Here is a 16728-nt window from a genome sequence, read left to right on the forward strand (position 1 = left end):
ATTTCAATATCTGTCATTCGTGACCGCCGCAGGCCCCGCTCCGGTCGCAGTACGGCTGCTCCGCGCTGCTCCCGCAGCCGCACAGCATCGCCCTGGTGCTCTCCCGCCCCTCGATCGACAGCTCGCCCCGGACCAGCAGCCGCCCGTCCGCCGTCCGCCGCACCGTGGTCGGCCGCTCCGGCTGCTCCGGCCCGCCCACCGCCAGCCGGTAAGTCAGCGCCCCGGTCGGGCAGCGCCGGATCACCTCGGCGACCAGCTCGGGCGCGGCCGCCCCCGGGTGCACCCAGGGCCGCCGCCCGGTGTCGAACACCTCGGGCAGTCCGCGCACGCACTCCGCGGCGTGCCGGCAGACCGTCGCGTCGAAGCCGACCGTCACGCCGTCGGCCGGGTACTCCCGGACGCCGCCCATCAGTCGCTCACCCGGCTCTGGTTCTCGTACGCCAGATCCGCGTACTCGGGGTGCCGGATCATCCACGCCTTGATGAACGGGCAGGTGGCCAGCACCGGCAGCCCGCGCTTCCGGGCGTCGTCCAGGGCCGCCCTGGCCAGCGCGCCGCCGATGCCCCGGCCCTCGAAGGCCGGGTCCACCACGGTGTGCGGGTAGACCACCAGCTTCCCGCTCCGGATGTACTCGGCGAAGCCCGCGAGCGCCCCGTCGATCCGGGCCTCGAAGCGGTCGGCCGCCTCGACGTCCTCGACCTCGACGCTCTCGGTCCCGATCGTTCCTGACATTGTCGACTCCTTGCCGCCGGACGGATCCGGGCCGGACGAACCGGTGGACAAACGCGGACGAACCCACCGTACGTCCGCCCGGGCCGATCGAGCGGGCGCCGGCCGCGGAACTGGTACCAAAGGCTGACCGGCCGTCACCCATCAGGCGTGCTTCCGGGTGGTGGCACGCGATTCGGAGCGCATGGAAGCGTCCGGAGGTCCATCGTGGAGGTGAGCGCGGCCCGGGAGACCCGAGCCGGGAGCGCCCAGAGCGGCGGCTGCCTCCCGCCGGTCACCGATGCTTGGATCACCGGGCCACCTCGCAGGGGAACGAGCGAATCTTCTAGGCTCACCTCGCGGCTTCCCCCGTGCCGGTGCCCGTCCGCACCGGCGCGCGGGAGTCGCCGTCCCAGGTGCCCCGGGCCGAGCCGGGGTCACCGGACCGAGCGAGGAGGACGCAGTGTTGCCCAGCCCGAGGTCGCTCCACCAGCCGTTGCCCGACGACGTACGCCGTCGCACCGACGATGCCGTCGCGCCGCCGTCCCGCCCGGCCGGGCCGCCGGCCCCGCTCGCGCTGGCCGCGCTGAATACCGGCAGCGGCCGGGGAGGCGCCCGATGAGTCCCCAGTCGGCCGCCGCACCCGCCGGTCATACCGAGGCCGTCGGCCGCACCCCCGCCGCCCGCCCGCCCGCTGTCGGGATCGCGTTCGCGGACACCGACGCGCTGCCGGGGCTGCCGGCCACCCTGCGCTCCAAGGCCCGTACCCTGCGCGACGCCGTCCGCAGCCGCTGCGCCGACCTGGCCCGGATCGAGTCGCCGACCGGTGAAAGTGCCCGACTCAACGCGCTGGCCGAGGAGTTGGGCGCGGGCTACGCCGCCACCGGCGCCCGGGTCCGCCGGGTGCCGAACGAGGCCGGTGACCACCTGGTGCTGGACTGGCCGGGGCGGGACGAGAGCCTGGCGCCGCTGCTGGTGGTCGGTCACCACGACACGGTCTGGCCGGTCGGCACCCTGGCGGACTGGCCGGTGGAGGAGCGCGACGGTGCGCTGAGCGGCCCCGGCGTGCTGGACATGAAGGCCGGTCTCGCGCTGGTCGAGGGCGCGTTCGCGCTGCTCGCCGACCTCGGGCAGCGGCCGCACCGGCCGGTCCGGCTGGTGGTGGTGGCGGACGAGGAGCTGGGCAGCCCCGACGGCCGCAAGCTGGTGGAGCGTCAGCTGGCCGGGGCGGCCGCCGTGCTCGGCCTGGAGCCGCCGCACCCCGACGGCAGCCTGAAGACCGCCCGGCGGGGCAGCAGCCGGGTCCGGCTCACCGTCACCGGCCGGGAGGCGCACGCGGGCAACGACGCCGCGCTGGGCATCTCGGCGGTGGACGAACTGGTCGACCAGCTGCTGCTGGTGCGCGGTCTGGTGAACCAGCCCGGCACCGAGCTGAACGCCGGCCGGATCACCGGCGGCACCCGGGCCAATGTGGTCGCGGGCCGGGCCGAGGCCGAGCTCGGTCTCCGGTTCTCCACCCCCGAGGCGCAGCGCCGCACGCTGGACAACCTGGCCCACCTGACCGCGCTGCGGCCCGGCGCCAAGGTCCGGGCCGAGGTGCTCTCCAGCCGCCCCACCTGGCCGGTGCGCCCGGCCAACCCGCTGCTCCGGCACGTCCGCTCGCTGGCGGCCGCCCTCGGCCAGAACCTCGACGGCGCCCCGGCCGGCGGTGCGGGCGACACCAACATCGCCGGCGCCCGGGGCCTCCCCACCCTGGACGGCCTCGGCGCGGTCGGCGCCGGACCGCACGCCCGTCACGAGCACATCCGCACCGACCAACTGGCACCCCGGATAGCCCTGTTGGCCGCCCTGCTGGCCGTCCCGCTGCCGCGCCTGCGCGAGCGGACGTAGTTCCACCACCCCGAGGGCCGGCGCCGGTGCACCCACCGGACCCGGCCCTCCGGTGCGTCCGGGGCCGGTCACAGGTCCGCTCTTGTCAGGGGTGAGGTACCGGCTACACAATGGTACCGACCGAACGGTCAGTCGGGAGGCGAGTACGGTGACGGTGTCCGAAGCGGTGGAGGCCCTGGAGGGTCGGTTCGACGCGGTGGTGGCGGCCGAGCAGCGGGTGGAGCCGCGGGACTGGATGCCCGAGGCGTACCGGGCCACGCTGGTGCGGCAGATCGCCCAGCACGCGCACTCCGAGATCATCGGGATGCAGCCGGAGGGGGCCTGGCTGACCAGGGCGCCCTCGCTGCGGCGGAAGGCGATCCTGCTGGCCAAGGCGCAGGACGAGGCGGGCCACGGGCTGTACCTGTACGCGGCCGCCGAGACCCTCGGGGTGGACCGGGCCGAGCTGACCGAGAAGCTGATCTCGGGGCGGCAGAAGTACTCCTCGATCTTCAACTACCCGACGCTGAGCTTCGCCGACGTCGGTGTGATCGGCTGGCTGGTGGACGGCGCGGCGATCTGCAACCAGGTGCCGCTCTGCCGCTGCTCGTACGGGCCGTACGCGCGGGCGATGGTGCGGGTCTGCAAGGAGGAGTCGTTCCACCAGCGGCAGGGCTTCGAGCTGCTGATGACGATGATGCGCGGCACCGAGGCCCAGCGTGCGATGGTGCAGGACGCGGTGGACCGCTGGTGGTGGCCGTCGCTGATGATGTTCGGTCCGCCGGACGGCGACTCGCCGAACACGGCGCAGTCGATGGCCTGGCGGATCAAGCGGCACACCAACGACGAGCTGCGACAGCGATTTGTCGACATGACGGTCCCGCAGGCGCAGCACCTCGGCGTCACCCTCCCCGACCCGGCGCTGGCCTGGGACGAGCAGCGCGGCAGCTGGACCTTCGGCGAGCCGGACTGGTCCGAGCTCCAGCAGGTGATCAAGGGTCAGGGCCCGTGCAACGCCGAGCGGATCGAGCGCCGCCGGGCCGCGCACGAGGACGGCGCCTGGGTGCGTGAGGCCGCCCTGGCCCATGCGGAGAAGCAGAAGGAGCGCAACCGATGAGCAAGGCCGACTGGCCGCTGTACGAGGTCTTCGTCCGCCCCCGGCGCGGGCTGAACCACGTGCACGTGGGCTCGCTGCACGCCGCCGACGACCGGATGGCGCTGCTCGCCGCCCGCGACCTCTACACCCGGCGGAACGAGGGCGTCAGCCTCTGGGTGGTCCCGTCCGCCGCGATCACCGCCTCCACCCCCGACGAGCAGGACCCGTTCTTCGCCCCCAGCGGGGACAAGGTCTACCGGCACCCGACCTTCTACGACATCCCCGAGGATGTCCCGCACATCTGACGGGGGAGCACCTCTCATGAGCGACGACCACGTGTACCTGTCCCTCGCCGAGGCCGACCACGGCCCGGAGGGCGAGGCCCGCTGGGCGTACGGCACCGGGTTCGCCGACCCGCTGCTCGGCGTGGACCGGGCGGTCCCGGACGGGGTGGACGCGGCCGACCTGGCGGCGTACTGCCTGATGCTCGGCGACGACGCGCTGATCCTGGCGCAGCGGCTGATCGAGTGGTGCACCCGGGCCCCCGAGCTGGAGGAGGAGGTGGCACTCGCCAACCTCGGCCTCGACCTGCTCGGCCAGGCCCGGCAGCTGCTCACCCGCTCCGGTCAGCTGGACGGCACCGAGCGCACCGAGGACGACCTGGCGTACTGGCGCGAGGCGCACGAGTTCCGCAACGTCCGGCTGGCCGAGGTGCCGAACGGCGACTTCGGGCACACGGTGGCCCGGCTGCTGCTGTTCGCCACCGCCCGGCACGCGCTGTACCGGCGGCTGAGCACGCACGCCGACCCGGTGCTGGCGGCGGTCGCGGCCCGGGGCGTCAAGGAGCTGGCCTACCACCGCGAGTACGCCGCCGCCTGGACACTGCGGCTCGGTGACGGCACGGCGTACTCCGCCGGGCGGATGCAGGCCGGGCTCGACGCGGTCTGGCCGCTGCTGGACGAGCTGTTCACGGCCGATCCGGTCGAGCTGCGGCTCGGCGTCGACCCGGCTGGGCTGCGCGAACCGGTGCTGGCCGAGCTGGCCGAGGTGGTCACCGGGGCCGGGCTGACGGTGCCGACCGCGGCCCCGATGGCCCGGGTCGGCGGCCGGGCCGGCCGGCAAGGCGTGCACACCGAGGCGCTCGGCCTGCTGCTGGCCGAGCTCCAGGTGGTGGCCAGGGCGCACCCGGGGGCGTCGTGGTGACCACCGCGCCGTCCGCCTGGGAGGTGGCCGCGGCCGTCCCCGACCCCGAGCTGCCGATGCTCACGCTGGCCGAGCTCGGGGTGCTGGCCGAGGTGGCGGAGGACGGCCCGGCCGTCACCGCCTGGCTCACCCCGACCTACTCCGGCTGCCCGGCGGTGGCCGAGATGGCCGCCGACGTGGCGGGCCGGCTGCGGGCGGCCGGCTGGGCCCAGGTGGAGATCCGGCTCCGGCTGGACCCGCCGTGGAGCACCGACCTGATCACCGAGACGGGCCGGGCCAAGCTGGCGGCGGCGGGGATCGCCCCGCCGGTGCACACCGGCCTGCTGACGCTGGGTCGGACGCGGCTCGCGGTGCCCTGCCCGCAGTGCGGCAGCCAGGACACCGAGGAGCTGTCCCGGTTCGGCTCCACCTCCTGCAAGGCGCTCTGGCGCTGCCGCGACTGCCGGGAGCCCTTCGAACGGATCAAGGAGATCTAGTGACCACCACGACCTCCCGTCGGCTCTCCTTCCAGGAGCTGCGGATCGCCGCGCTGGAGCCGCTCTGCGAGGACGCCGTCGCGGTCACCTTCGAGGTGCCGGCCGAGCACGCCGACGCGTACGGCTTCCGGCCCGGGCAGACCCTGACGCTGCGTCGGATCGTCGACGGCGTGGACGAGCGCCGCTCGTACTCGATCTGCGCGCCGGCCGGCGGGCCGCTCCGGATCGCGGTCCGGGAGGTGCCGGGCGGGCTGTTCTCCCGGTGGCTGGTCCGGGAGGCCCGGGTCGGCGACACCATGGAGGTCATGCCGCCGGTCGGGCTGTTCACCCCGGATCTGACGGTGCCCGGCACGCACGTGCTGCTGGCGGCCGGGTCCGGGATCACGCCGATGCTCTCGATCGCCGCCTCGGTGCTGGCCGACGGCGAGTCGGAGGTGGTGCTGGTGTACGGGAACCGGAGCAGCGACACGGTGATGTTCGCCGACGAGCTGGCCGACCTGAAGGACACCCACCTCGACCGCTTCCAGCTGTTGCACGTGCTCTCCCGGGAGAGCAGGGACGCCGAGCTGCTCAGCGGCCGGCTGGACGCCGACCGGGTGCGCGCGCTGTTCGGCGCGCTGCTGGACGTGCCCGAGGTGGACCACTGGTGGCTGTGCGGCCCGTACGGCATGGTGCTCGGGGCCAAGGAGCTGCTGGCCGAGCTGGGCGTGCCCGCCGACCGGGTGCACCAGGAGCTGTTCCACGCCGAGGACGAGCCGGTGGCCGAGCGCGCGCCCGAGCAGGTGGACGGCGAGCGCTCCGAGGTCACGGTGGTGCTGGACGGCCGCTCCGGCACCCTCGCCCTGCCGCGCGACCGGTCGATCCTGGACGGCGCCCAGCGCGCCCGCCCCGACCTGCCGTTCGCCTGCAAGGGCGGGGTCTGCGGCACCTGCCGGGCGCTGGTCACCGAGGGCGAGGTGAGCATGCGGCGGAACTTCGCCCTGGAGGAGAAGGAGCTCGCCGCGGGCTATGTGCTGACCTGTCAGGCGCGGCCGGTCTCGGACCAGGTCACCGTCGACTACGACCGTTAGACCGGCACCGGGGCGCCGAGCAGCTTGACGATCCCGTTGGCGGCGGAGCGCCCCGCCCGGTTGGCGCCGATGGTGGAGGCGGACGGGCCGTAGCCGACCAGGTGGACGCGCGGGTCGTCGACGGCGCGGGTGCCGTCGAGGCGGATGCCGCCGCCGTTGGTACGCAGGCCGAGCGGGGCCAGGTGGCCGACCTCGGGGCGGAAGCCGGTGGCCCAGACGATCGCGTCCACCGCCAGCTCGGTGTCGCCCCAGGCGACGCCGTGCTCCGTCAGCCGGTCGAACATCGGCCGGCGGTGCAGCGCGCCGAGCTGCTCGGCCCGGCGGTAGGCGACCGAGGGGCCGAGGCCGGTGACGCTGACCACGCTGCGCACCGGCAGCCCCTCGCGGACCCGCTGCTCGACCATGGCGACCGCCGCCCGGCCGGACTCCTCGGTGAACGGACCGTCCCGGTAGACGGGTTCACGCCGGGTCACCCAGACCGTCTCGGCCACCGCCGCGACCTCGGACAGCACCTGGATCGCCGAGGCGCCGCCGCCGACCACCAGCACCCGCTGCCCGGCGAACTCCGCCGGCCCCCGGTAGTCCGCGTAGTGCAGCTGACGGCCCGTGAACCGGCCCGGGTAGTACGGCAGGAACGGCCTGGTCCAGGTGCCGGTCGCGTTGACCAGCGCCCGGGCCGACCAGTCGCCCGCGTCGGTGGCGACCAGCAGCCGCCCGTCGGGGCGGGAGCTGACGGACCGTACCCGGACCGGCCGGACCACGGGCAGCGCGTGCTTCGCCTCGTACGCGGCGAAGTACCCGGGCACCACCTCGCGGGCCGGGGCGGCCGGGTCGGGCGGCGGGAGCTCGAAGTCGGGCAGGTCGTGGAAGCCGTGCACGGTGGCCATCCGGAGCGAGGGCGAGCGGTGCGCCCAGGCCCCGCCGGGGGCGTCGTCGGCGTCCAGCACCACGAAGCCGGTGTACGGCGCGAGACCGCGTCGCCGCAGGTGGTAGGCGGCGGACAGACCCGCCTGTCCGGCGCCGATCACCACGACGTCCACGTCGGTCGTTGCATCGTAAACAGTCACGCCGATGAAACATCGGCCGTGACGGCCGTGTTCCCTACGAGGTGGGGGAGATCACCACGGCCGTGCCGTAGGCGCAGATCTCGGTGCCCAGGTCCGCCGCCTCGGTCACGTCGAAGCGCATCATCAGCACCGCGTTGCCGCCGCGCGCCTTGGTCTGCTCGACCAGCCGCTCCATCGCCTGGTTCCGCGACTCGACCAGGGTCTTGGTGAGCCCCTTGAGCTCACCGCCCAGCATCGACTTGAAGGAGGCGCCGATCTGGGTGCCCAGGTGGCGGCTGCGCACGGTGAGTCCGAAGACCTCGCCGATCACCCGGTCCACCCGGTACCCGGGCACGTCGTTGGTGGTGACCACCAGCACATCGGCACTCGGGCCCTGCCCGCCGCCGTACTCGTCAAGGTTGCTCATGCGTTCATCCTGCCGCTCGAAGGCTTGCCAAGCCGGTGGACTCGCTCGCGAACAGTCTGTAAACCTTGACGCATGGGCGAGCGAAGCGATCATCCACAGGGGCCGGGCGCGGCGGCGGAATCCGGTGACACCGGCGCGCAGGAGATCGAGGCGACGGTGGTGCTCGGTATCCGGATCACGGACTGGGACGCGTTGCGGGCCGCCGCGCGCGCCGCGGTGGCGGAGCTGGACTTCGCCGGGGTGGACCCGGCCGGGCAGCGTGAGGCGCTGCTGCGCGAGGTGTCCGAGGACCCGAACGCGGCGCTCGGCGCACTGCTGCACCCGGACCGGCTGGTGGCCGCGATCCCCGGGGTGGAGGCACTCGGCGGCACGTTGGAGATCGCGCTGACCGACGACTTCGCCCCGGACTTCGCCGAGCTGTTCCCGCTCGACCTGGACGAGGAGGAGGGCGGCGGCACCGGGGACTGGACCCTGACGCCGCGCACCGCCTGCCTGCTGCACACCCAGCTGATCACGCTGGCCGACGCGGCGTACGACGACCTGGACGAGCACGAGGGCGACCCGGTCACCGACGAGGAGGAGGCGGACTGGGCCGTGCTGGCCCGGCTGCCCCGCCGGACCTGGAACCTGCACCGGAGCTGGCGCCGCTCGATCGCCCGCACCTTCGACGACCTGGCCGACGACCTGGCGCTCGGCGAGTGGCCGCTGCCGCGCTGCCTGGCCGAGGAACTGGCGCTCCGGCTGGCCCTGGTGGACGCCCGGGAGCTGCTCGGGGCCCAGCCGCAGGCGGTCGCCGACATGATGGGCGACCTGCCGGTCGACCTGTACGACTACGACTGGGACGGCTGCGCCGACGAGCTGTTCGGCGTCTACGGTCCGGAGGAGCAGGGCGACCCCGAGCTGGACACGGCCGACCGGACCGACCAACTGCTGGCCGCCACCCACCCGGAGGGCTGGTTCCTCACCTACGAGGACGCCGAGGAACGCGAGGCGGGCCGGGGCTACCGTCGCTGACCTGCGCGGAGGGCGCGGCCGGGCGGCTGGCATGCTGGTGGGGTGACGACGTCTCCTTTCACCGCTCCCAGCACCCCGGCCGCCTCCGACCCGCGGGACGACCAGCCGCAGTACGTGCTGCCGCTGGTGGTCCGGCTGGAGAAGGCCGAACCTCCGGCCCGTACCGACGCGCTGGAGACCTCGGCGCGGGCGGTGCTGACGTTTCTCGCCGACTCCCGGGTCACCGCCGAGGACGGCGAGTGGGCCGAGCGGGCGCACGCGTGGGAGGACGCCCGGATCCGTAAGGTGGTCCGGCGGGCCAGGGGCGGGGAGTGGCGGAAGGCGACCGAGCTGCCCGGGATCACGGTGACCGGCGAGGCCGCCGAGGTGCGGGTGTACCCGCCGGTGCCGCTGGACGGGTGGCCGAAGGAGCTGGCCAAGCTCCAGGTCTCCGGCACCGACCTGGACGACCCCGCCGAGCCGGGCCCGGTCGAGCCCGGGGTGCCGGTGCTCTGGCTCAATCCCGAGCTGGAGATGAGCGCGGGCAAGACCATGGCGCAGACCGGCCACGCCGCCCAGCTCGCCTGGTGGCGGCTGGACGACGCGCAGCGCAAGGAGTGGGCCGAAGCCGGCTTCCGGCTCGCGGTCCGGACCGCCGCCAAGGAGGACTGGGCCGAACTGACGGCGGGTCACCTGCCGGTGGTCCGCGACGCGGGCTTCACCGAGATCGCCCCCGGCAGCTGCACCGTCGTCGCGGACCACCCGGCGCTGCACTGAGCCCTCAGGCCGCGACGAGCTCCTGCTCGCGGGCCGGTGTCCTGCTCTTGGGCTTCCGGTTCGGCAGGGAGAGCCGGAAGACCTTGTGCCACGCGGAGAACACCTGCTTGGGCAGCGGCCCGGTGACGTACTCCAGCTCGTACTTCTCGAACAGCGCGCGCACCTTCACCGCGACTTCGGCGTACCGGTTGCTCGGCAGGTCCGGGAACAGGTGGTGCTCGATCTGGTGGGACAGGTTGCCCGTCATGAAGTGCATGGCCCTGCTGCCGCTGATGTTCGCCGAGCCCATCATCTGGCGCAGGTACCACTGGCCGCGCGTCTCGCCCCGGACCGACCGGCGCTCGAAGACCTGTACGCCCTCGGGGAAGTGCCCGCACATGATCACCGAGTGGGTCCAGATGTTGCGGACCAGGTTCGCGGTGAACGTGGCGGCGAGGGTGGTGAGGAACGACGGGCCCGACAGCAGCGGGTGGATCACGTAGTCCTTGAGCACCTGCTTGCGGATCTTGCGGCCCACGGCCTTGGCCCGGGCGCGGAACTCCGGGCTCCTGCGGCGGTGCTTCTGCAGGTTCTTGCCGAGCTCCAGGTCGTACGCCGCGATGCCGTACTCGAAGAAGCAGGCGTTGAGGAAGTTCCACAGCGGCTGGCCGAGGTGGAACGGGTGCCACCTCTGGTCCTCGTCGACGCGCATGATGCCGTAGCCGAGGTCGTTGTCCTTGCCGATCACGTTGGTGTACGTGTGGTGCAGCTCGTTGTGCGAGTGCTTCCACTGCTCGGCCGGCGAGACGTGGTCCCACTCCCAGGTGGTGGAGTGGATCTTCGGGTCCCGCATCCAGTCCCACTGGCCGTGCAGGACGTTGTGGCCGATCTCCATGTTGTCCATGATCTTCGCCACGGACAGGCCGGCGGTGCCGAGCAGCCACGCGGGCGGGAAGATCGAGAACAGCAGCACGCCCCTGCTGGCCAGCTCGAGCTTGCGCTGCGCCGAGATGACCTTGCGGATGTAGGCGGCGTCCTGCTCGCCGCGGTCGGCGATCACCTCGTCGCGGATCGCGTCCAGCTCGCGGCCGAGCTCCTCGATCTGCTCTGCGGTCAGGTGGGCGGTGGGGTCGATGGCGGTCAAGGTACCTCTACCGTTCGATGTCACAGGGGCCCGCCGCGGCGGACACGCAGGTCTGGATGAGGACGCCCGGCTCGGCCTCGGTGATCTCGCCGGTGCGCAGGTCGCGGACGGCGCCCGCCTTGAGCGGCGTGACGCAGCCGAAGCAGATGCCCATGCGGCACCCGGAGGGCATGAGCACGCCGGCCTCCTCGCCGATGTCCAGCAACGGCGTGGCGCCGTCCGCGTCGACGGTCCTGCCGGTGGCGCTGAAGGTGACCTCGCCGCCGTCGCCGGTGACGACGACGCGGGGGCGGAACCGTTCGGTGTGCAGGCGCTCCCGGACGCCGTGCTCGGTCCAGTGCCGCTCCGCGGCGTCGAGCAGGCCCTCGGGCCCGCAGGCCCAGGTCTCGCGTTCGGCCCAGTCGGGCACGAGTTCGCCGAGACGGGCGATGTCGAGCCTGCCGTCCGTGGTGGTGTGCACCTCGGTGAGGCGCAGCTTCTCGTCCGCGACCAGGCCGTGCAGTTCCCTGCGGAAGATCACGTCCTGCGGCTGCGGCGCGCAGTGGACCATGACCACGTCGTCGAGCCCGGTGTCGCGCAGCATGCCCATCACGGGCGTGATGCCGCTGCCGGCCGTCAGGTAGAGCACCTTGGCGGGCTTGGCCGGCGGCAGCACGAAGTCACCGGCCGACTGGTCGAGTCGGACCAGTGTGCCCGGTGTCGTCCGGTGGACGAGGTGGTTGCTGACCTTGCCGTCCGGGATCGCCTTCACGGTGATCGTGATGCGGCCGTCCTGACGGTCCGTCGGTGAGGTGAGGGAGTAGGAACGCCACAGCCGCCTGCCGTCGACGTCGACCCCGATCCGCACGTACTGACCGGCCGTGTGGCCGCGCCAGCCCCGTCCCGGCCTGATCACCACGGTCGCGGCGTCACCCGTCTCGGGGTGCACGGCCTCGATGCGCCCACGCAGGTCGGCGCCCGCACGCAGCGGGCTGACCAGGTCGAGGTAGTCCGACGGCAGCAGCGGCGTCGTGACCATCTCCAGCAGTTTCCACGCCCTGCTGCGGAGGGCTGCACTCGTCATGACTCCAGCTTGCTGCGCCTCGGGGCGTAAAGTCCTGACCACAGGACGTGAATCTGATCGGCAGAATTGTTCGTAGGGAACAAGAACGTGAGCAATGCAGTCCGGAGGGCCGGCGAACCGGTCCTGGACGAGACGACGGTCACCGCGCTTCGGGCCGCGCTGACGGCCACCGCCGACGAGGTCGTGCAGGCGATCATCAGCGAGGTTCCTTCCTACGCCAACGCCCTTTCGGGCCGCATGGGCGGCACCATCCGCCGAGCCGTCCGGACCGCCCTGGGGCACTACCTGGACCTCGCGAGCGGGAACGCCACGGGTGGCGACGCCGGTGACGCGGCCTACGAGCTGGGCCGCGGCGAGGTGCGCGACGGCCGTTCGATGGACGCCCTGCTCAGCGCCTACCGGGTCGGCGCCCGGGTGGCCTGGCGATGCCTGGCCGCGGGTGCCGTACCCGCGGGTCTGCCCGCCGCCGAGGTCGCCAGGTTCGCCGAGCTGACCTTCGCCTACATCGACGAGCTCTCCGCCGCGAGCGCCGCGGGCCATGCCGACGAACTGGCGGCCCGGGGCAGGGCCCACGAGCGCCACCTGGAACACCTGGCCCGCGACCTCCTCGCCGACGCGGGCCCGGACGTGCTGCTGTCCTCCGCCCAACGGGCCGGGTGGCAGCCCCCGGTTTCGCTGACCGTGGTCCTGCTGCCCGCCGCCCAGGCCCGGCCCGCCTACCGCGTGCTCGACCCGGGCACTCTCGTCCTCGACGACCTGCCGGACGCCACCGGTGTGCTGCTCGTCCCCGATGCCGACCGACCGCACCTCCTGCGGCAGCTGACCGACCGCGCCGCCGTGGTCGGTCCGGCCCGGCCGTGGACTCGTGCGTCCGCCTCGTACGCCCGGGCCGTACGGGCGCGCTCGCTCTCCGCCGAGATTCGCGACACCGAGGACCACCTGCCCGAGCTGGTGCTGAGCGCCGACATGGACGCGTTCGCAGACCTGCGCACCCGAGCCCTCGCGCCGTTGCGGACTCTGCCTGCCGCGACCGCACGGCGCCTGGAGGAGACCTTGCGGGCGTGGCTGCTGCACCAGGGCAGGCGGGACGAGGTGGCGGCGGCACTGTTCGTCCATCCTCAGACGGTCCGGTACCGGATGGCGCAGCTGCGGGAGCTGTTTCCGGATCTCGCTTCGCCGGACCGGGTCCTTGAGCTGACCTTGGCGGTGGGTCCTCGGGGCAGCTGACGCGTACTTCGACCGGACACGACTGCTAGACGTCCTTGCGGCTGACGGACCGCCAGCCGCCCCAGACCGCCAGGGCTGCCCAGGCCGCCATGATCAGCAGGCCGGTCCAGTGGCCGTACCAGACGTTCGGGTCGGGCTGCTGCCGGAAGGCGTACTGCCCGGCCCGGTCCGGCAGGAACTGGGCGACATCGCGGATGCCCGGGATCGCGCTGAGCATGATGGTGCCCAGGAAGACGGTCGGGGTGAGCAGGCCCATGGCGGCGGTCAGGTTGCGCAGCATCGTGGTGACGCCCAGGCAGATCAGCACCAGCAGCGGGCAGTAGAGCACGCCCGCGGTGAGGCTGCGGACGGTGCCTGGCGCGGTGAGGTCCACGCCCAGCGTCGAGTCGACCGCGAGCAGACTGCCCCCGGTGATCAGCAGGCCGGCCAGCAGGCCGACCCCGGAGCCGACCAGCAGCTTGCCGCCGTAGAGCAGCCCGCGCCGGGGGACGGCGGTGAGCGAGGCCCGGATGGTGCCGGAGTTGTACTCCTGGCCCATCAGCAGGATGCCGAAGCAGGCGAGCGCGACCTGGCCGAAGTTGAAGCCGTAGAACAGACCGACGCTCGGGTCCTCGGTCAGTGAGGTGTCCTGACGGTAGGCCAGGTTGACCGCCAGCGTGATGCCGACACTGATCAGCACGGCCAGCAGTGGGGTGAACCACTGCGAGCGCAGGGTGGTGAGCTTGGTCCACTCGGAGCGGAGCACGGTCGTGGTGGTCATGCCGCCACCGCCCGGTACTCGACGCTGTCCGCCGTCATCCGCATGAAAGCCTCCTCCAGGGAATCCTGTTGAGCCGCGATTTCGTACAGCACCACCCGGTGCTCGGCCGCGAGGCGGGCGATCTCCTCGCCGGTCACCCCGCTGACGTCCCAGGCCCCGCCCTCGGCCGGTTCGGCGGTGAGCGCTGAACTCCGGAGCAGATCGGCCAGCTTGACCGGATCGACGGCCCGGACCCGGAGCCGGGGGCGGCCGTGCTCGGTGATGAAGTCCGCGGTGCTCGCGTCCGCCAGCAGGCGGCCCCGGCCGATCACCACCAGGTGATCGGCCGTCAGCGCCATCTCCGACATCAGGTGCGAGGAGACCAGCACCGCCCGTCCCTCGGCGGCCAGGCCGCGCAGCAGGGTCCGGATCCACCGGATGCCCTCCGGGTCGAGGCCGTTCACCGGCTCGTCCAGCAGCAGCACCGGCGGGTCACCGAGCAGAGCCGCCGCCACCCCGAGCCGCTGGCGCATCCCGAGCGAGAAGCCCTTGACCCGCTTGCGGGCCACCTCGGCCAGGCCGACCTGGGACAGCACCTCGGCCACCCGGCGGTCCGGGATGCCGTTGCTACGGGCCAGGCAGAGCAGGTGCCCCCGGGCGGTCCGGCCGCCGTGCACGGCGTGCGGGTCCAGCAGCGCGCCCACCCGCCGCAGCGGGTCGGTCAGTTCGGCGTACGGTGTGCCGTCGATCAGCGCCCGCCCGGCGGTCGGCCGGTCCAGCCCGAGGATCATCCGCAGGGTGGTGGTCTTGCCCGCGCCGTTGGGGCCGAGGAAGCCGGTCACGCTGCCGGGCCGCACTTCGAAGCCGAGCCCGTCCACGGCCCGGGTCTCCCCGTAGTTCTTGCTGAGGTCCTGTACTCGGATCACGGCTTCCTCCCCTGGTCGTTGCTGACGTGATCCATTCCAGCGGAGCCGGCCGGCCCGGGGATCCCGCCGGGGAGGGGACCGGCTCCCTCCTGAGAGGGAGCCGGTGCGGGGCGGTGAGCTGGCACGATGGCGGGATGCCCAGGATCTTCGCGCCCCTGTTCGCCGCAGCCACCTATGCCAGGTGGCTGCACCTGCTGATCGGCGTGGTCTTCGTCGGGGTGGTGCTGCTGGTCTATCCGGGGACCGAAGGGGTCGGCATGACCCGGGTCCTGACGGTCAGTGTGCTGCTGGACAGTGCGCTGCTCACGCTGGCCGCACTGGTGCCCGCCACCCGCCGGGCCGAGGGGGTGCAGGCCCGGCTGCTGCTGATGCCGGCGCGGGAGGAGCTGATCGGTGTCAGCTCCTCGGCCGGCTGGAACGACCGTCGGCGGACGGCGGGTTGGCTGATCGGCCGGGTCGCGCTGGGCACGGTGGTCGGCTTCGGTACGGTGCACGCCCTGGCCGGGGTCTGGTCGCTCTCCACCCAGCCGTTCCGGCAGCGGACCCCCGCCGTCTTCGGGTGGCAACTCCCGGCCGACGGGCCCCTGGTGCTCTACCCGCTGCTCGCTCCGGTGCTGCTGTTCGCGCTCGGCTGGTGCGCGGTGCTCGCCGGTCGGCTGCAACTGGCGATGGCGGTACGGCTGTTGGGCGCCTCGCCGAGCGAGCGGCTGGCCGAGGCGGAGCTGCGCGCCGAACGGCTGCTGGAGCGCAACCGGCTGGCCAGGGAGCTGCACGACTCGATCGGCCACGCGCTCACGGTCACCGTGCTGCAGGCCGGCGCGGCCCGGGAGGTGGCCGATCCGGCCTTCGTGGCCAAGGCGTTGGAGGTGATCGAGGAGACCGGCCGACGGGCGATGGACGACCTGGAACGGACCCTGGTGCTGCTCCGGGACAGCCCCGAGGGGACGGCCGTGGAACAGCCGGGCGTGGAGCAGCTGCCGGGCCTGTTCGAGACCGCCCGGGCGGCGGGCCACCCGGTCGAGGCCACGGTGGAGATCCCGGCCGGCACACTGCCCGGCGTGCTGTCCCGGGAGGCGTACCGGATCGTCCAGGAGGCGGTGACCAATGCGCTCAAGCACGCGCCGGGCGCGCCGATCGTGACCCGGATCGCCGTCCGGGACGGGCAGTTGGAACTGCGGTGTGCCAACGGCCGGGGAGCGGAGGGCGGTTCGCGCCGGGGCGGCGGCAAGGGAGTGCGTGGTATCCGGGAGCGGGCCACCCTGCTGGGCGGCGACGCCACTGCCGGGTGGCAGGGGGCGGAGTGGGTGCTGACGGTCCGGCTGCCACTACGGTTGGGCTCATGATCGACATCCTGCTGGTGGACGACGAGGAGCTGGTCCGGGCCGGGCTGCGGGCGGTGCTGGAGGCACAGGGCGACCTGCGGGTGGTCGGCGAGGCGGTGGACGGCGCGGAGGCGATGGCGCTGGCCCGCTCGCTGAAGCCGGACGTGGTGCTGATGGACGTCCGGATGCCGGAGGTGGACGGGCTGACCGCGACCAGGGCGATCCTGGCGGGCAGCGCCGACCCGCCGAAGATCCTGGTGGTCACCACCTTCGAGAACGACGACTACGTCTACGAGGCGCTGCGCGCCGGTGCCGACGGCTTCCTGCTCAAGCGCGCCCGCCCGGCCGAGATCGCGCACGCGGTGCGGCTGGTCGCGGCGGGGGAGTCGCTGCTCTTCCCGGCCGCCATCCGCCGACTGGCCGCCGAGCGTGCCAACCGGCCGGCCGAACAGGCGATGGCCCGGGCCGGGCTGACGGAGCGGGAGGCGGAGGTGCTGCGGCTGGTGGCCCGGGGGCTCTCCAACGGCGAGATCGCCGAGCAGCTCTTCCTCGGCGTGCAGACCGTGAAGACGCACGTCAGCAGCGTGCTCGGGAAGCTCGGTGCCCGGGACCGGACGCAGGCGGTGATCATGGCGTACGAATCCGGGTTCGTACCGCGTTGAC

19 protein-coding genes are annotated in these 16728 nt (G+C 73.3%); 11 read left to right on the forward strand and 8 right to left on the reverse strand.

Annotation, left to right across the window (positions count from 1 at the left end):
• Positions 1-13 precede the first annotated feature (13 nt).
• Both OHV05_RS27675 and OHV05_RS27680 read right to left on the reverse strand, forming a co-directional pair.
• On the reverse strand, positions 14-409 hold the full coding sequence (locus tag OHV05_RS27675) for a (4Fe-4S)-binding protein (RefSeq protein ID WP_405020071.1): 396 nt from the start codon (positions 407-409) through the stop codon (positions 14-16).
• Positions 409-732, reverse strand: coding sequence for a GNAT family N-acetyltransferase (locus tag OHV05_RS27680; protein ID WP_405020072.1), 324 nt, complete (start codon positions 730-732; stop codon positions 409-411). Before OHV05_RS27680 ends, OHV05_RS27675 begins: the two co-directional genes overlap by 1 nt.
• 594 nt (positions 733-1326) lie before the next feature.
• Between OHV05_RS27680 and OHV05_RS27685 the strand changes: the two genes are divergently transcribed.
• The 6 genes from OHV05_RS27685 to paaE all read left to right on the forward strand — a co-directional run bounded on the left by OHV05_RS27685 (position 1327) and on the right by paaE (position 6422).
• Positions 1327-2598, forward strand: coding sequence for a M20 family metallopeptidase (locus OHV05_RS27685; protein ID WP_405020073.1), 1272 nt, complete (start codon positions 1327-1329; stop codon positions 2596-2598).
• 148 nt (positions 2599-2746) lie between these two features.
• Positions 2747-3694, forward strand: a complete 948-nt coding sequence (paaA, locus tag OHV05_RS27690) for a 1,2-phenylacetyl-CoA epoxidase subunit PaaA (protein WP_405020074.1) — start codon at positions 2747-2749, stop codon at positions 3692-3694.
• Positions 3691-3978, forward strand: a complete 288-nt coding sequence (gene paaB, locus OHV05_RS27695) for a 1,2-phenylacetyl-CoA epoxidase subunit PaaB (protein ID WP_403039576.1) — start codon at positions 3691-3693, stop codon at positions 3976-3978. The genes paaA and paaB overlap by 4 nt, the downstream gene beginning before the upstream one ends.
• A gap of 16 nt (positions 3979-3994) precedes the next feature.
• Complete coding sequence (gene paaC, locus OHV05_RS27700) at positions 3995-4876, forward strand: 1,2-phenylacetyl-CoA epoxidase subunit PaaC (protein ID WP_405020075.1); 882 nt, start codon at positions 3995-3997, stop codon at positions 4874-4876.
• The gene (gene paaD, locus OHV05_RS27705) at positions 4870-5352 is read left to right on the forward strand and encodes a 1,2-phenylacetyl-CoA epoxidase subunit PaaD (RefSeq protein WP_405020076.1); all 483 of its coding nucleotides are present in this window, start codon (positions 4870-4872) and stop codon (positions 5350-5352) included. The genes paaC and paaD overlap by 7 nt, the downstream gene beginning before the upstream one ends.
• On the forward strand, positions 5352-6422 hold the full coding sequence (gene paaE, locus OHV05_RS27710; protein ID WP_405020077.1) for a 1,2-phenylacetyl-CoA epoxidase subunit PaaE: 1071 nt from the start codon (positions 5352-5354) through the stop codon (positions 6420-6422). The genes paaD and paaE overlap by 1 nt, the downstream gene beginning before the upstream one ends.
• On the opposite strand, the gene OHV05_RS27715 is transcribed toward paaE, so the two are convergent.
• Entirely contained in the window at positions 6419-7489 is a 1071-nt protein-coding gene (locus OHV05_RS27715) for an FAD-dependent oxidoreductase (protein WP_405020078.1), read from the reverse strand. The genes paaE and OHV05_RS27715 overlap by 4 nt on opposite strands.
• A 34-nt stretch (positions 7490-7523) precedes the next feature.
• Positions 7524-7895 (reverse strand): YbjQ family protein, encoded by a 372-nt coding sequence (locus tag OHV05_RS27720; RefSeq protein ID WP_405020079.1) that lies wholly within the window; start codon positions 7893-7895, stop codon positions 7524-7526.
• 72 nt (positions 7896-7967) lie between these two features.
• Here OHV05_RS27720 and OHV05_RS27725 point away from each other — a divergent pair, with 72 nt between their 5' ends.
• Positions 7968-8909, forward strand: a complete 942-nt coding sequence (locus OHV05_RS27725; protein ID WP_405020080.1) for a hypothetical protein — start codon at positions 7968-7970, stop codon at positions 8907-8909.
• 42 nt (positions 8910-8951) lie between these two features.
• Positions 8952-9665 (forward strand): aminoacyl-tRNA hydrolase, encoded by a 714-nt coding sequence (locus OHV05_RS27730; protein WP_405020081.1) that lies wholly within the window; start codon positions 8952-8954, stop codon positions 9663-9665.
• Positions 9666-9669: 4 nt separating this feature from the next.
• Here OHV05_RS27730 and OHV05_RS27735 read toward each other — a convergent pair whose 3' ends face one another.
• Both OHV05_RS27735 and OHV05_RS27740 read right to left on the reverse strand, forming a co-directional pair.
• Complete coding sequence (locus tag OHV05_RS27735; RefSeq protein WP_405020082.1) at positions 9670-10788, reverse strand: fatty acid desaturase family protein; 1119 nt, start codon at positions 10786-10788, stop codon at positions 9670-9672.
• A 7-nt stretch (positions 10789-10795) separates the two neighbouring features.
• On the reverse strand, positions 10796-11851 hold the full coding sequence (locus OHV05_RS27740; protein WP_405020083.1) for a ferredoxin reductase: 1056 nt from the start codon (positions 11849-11851) through the stop codon (positions 10796-10798).
• Positions 11852-11938: 87 nt separating this feature from the next.
• Between OHV05_RS27740 and OHV05_RS27745 the strand changes: the two genes are divergently transcribed.
• Positions 11939-13078, forward strand: coding sequence for a PucR family transcriptional regulator (locus tag OHV05_RS27745; RefSeq protein WP_405020084.1), 1140 nt, complete (start codon positions 11939-11941; stop codon positions 13076-13078).
• Positions 13079-13103: 25 nt separating this feature from the next.
• Here the strand turns inward: OHV05_RS27745 and OHV05_RS27750 are convergent, their stop codons facing one another.
• Complete coding sequence (locus OHV05_RS27750) at positions 13104-13838, reverse strand: ABC transporter permease (protein WP_405020085.1); 735 nt, start codon at positions 13836-13838, stop codon at positions 13104-13106.
• Complete coding sequence (locus OHV05_RS27755) at positions 13835-14743, reverse strand: ABC transporter ATP-binding protein (RefSeq protein WP_405020086.1); 909 nt, start codon at positions 14741-14743, stop codon at positions 13835-13837. Before OHV05_RS27755 ends, OHV05_RS27750 begins: the two co-directional genes overlap by 4 nt.
• Positions 14744-14877: 134 nt before the next feature.
• Between OHV05_RS27755 and OHV05_RS27760 the strand changes: the two genes are divergently transcribed.
• Positions 14878-16086 carry a sensor histidine kinase gene (locus tag OHV05_RS27760; RefSeq protein ID WP_405020087.1) on the forward strand — a complete coding sequence of 403 codons (1209 nt, stop codon included), beginning with the start codon at positions 14878-14880 and terminating at the stop codon, positions 16084-16086.
• On the forward strand, positions 16083-16727 hold the full coding sequence (locus OHV05_RS27765; protein WP_405020088.1) for a response regulator: 645 nt from the start codon (positions 16083-16085) through the stop codon (positions 16725-16727). The genes OHV05_RS27760 and OHV05_RS27765 overlap by 4 nt, the downstream gene beginning before the upstream one ends.
• Position 16728 lies beyond the last annotated feature (1 nt).

The sequence above is a fragment of the Kitasatospora sp. NBC_00070 genome, assembly GCF_045041205.1.
In the GTDB taxonomy this organism is placed as follows: Bacteria; Actinomycetota; Actinomycetes; order Streptomycetales; family Streptomycetaceae; genus Kitasatospora.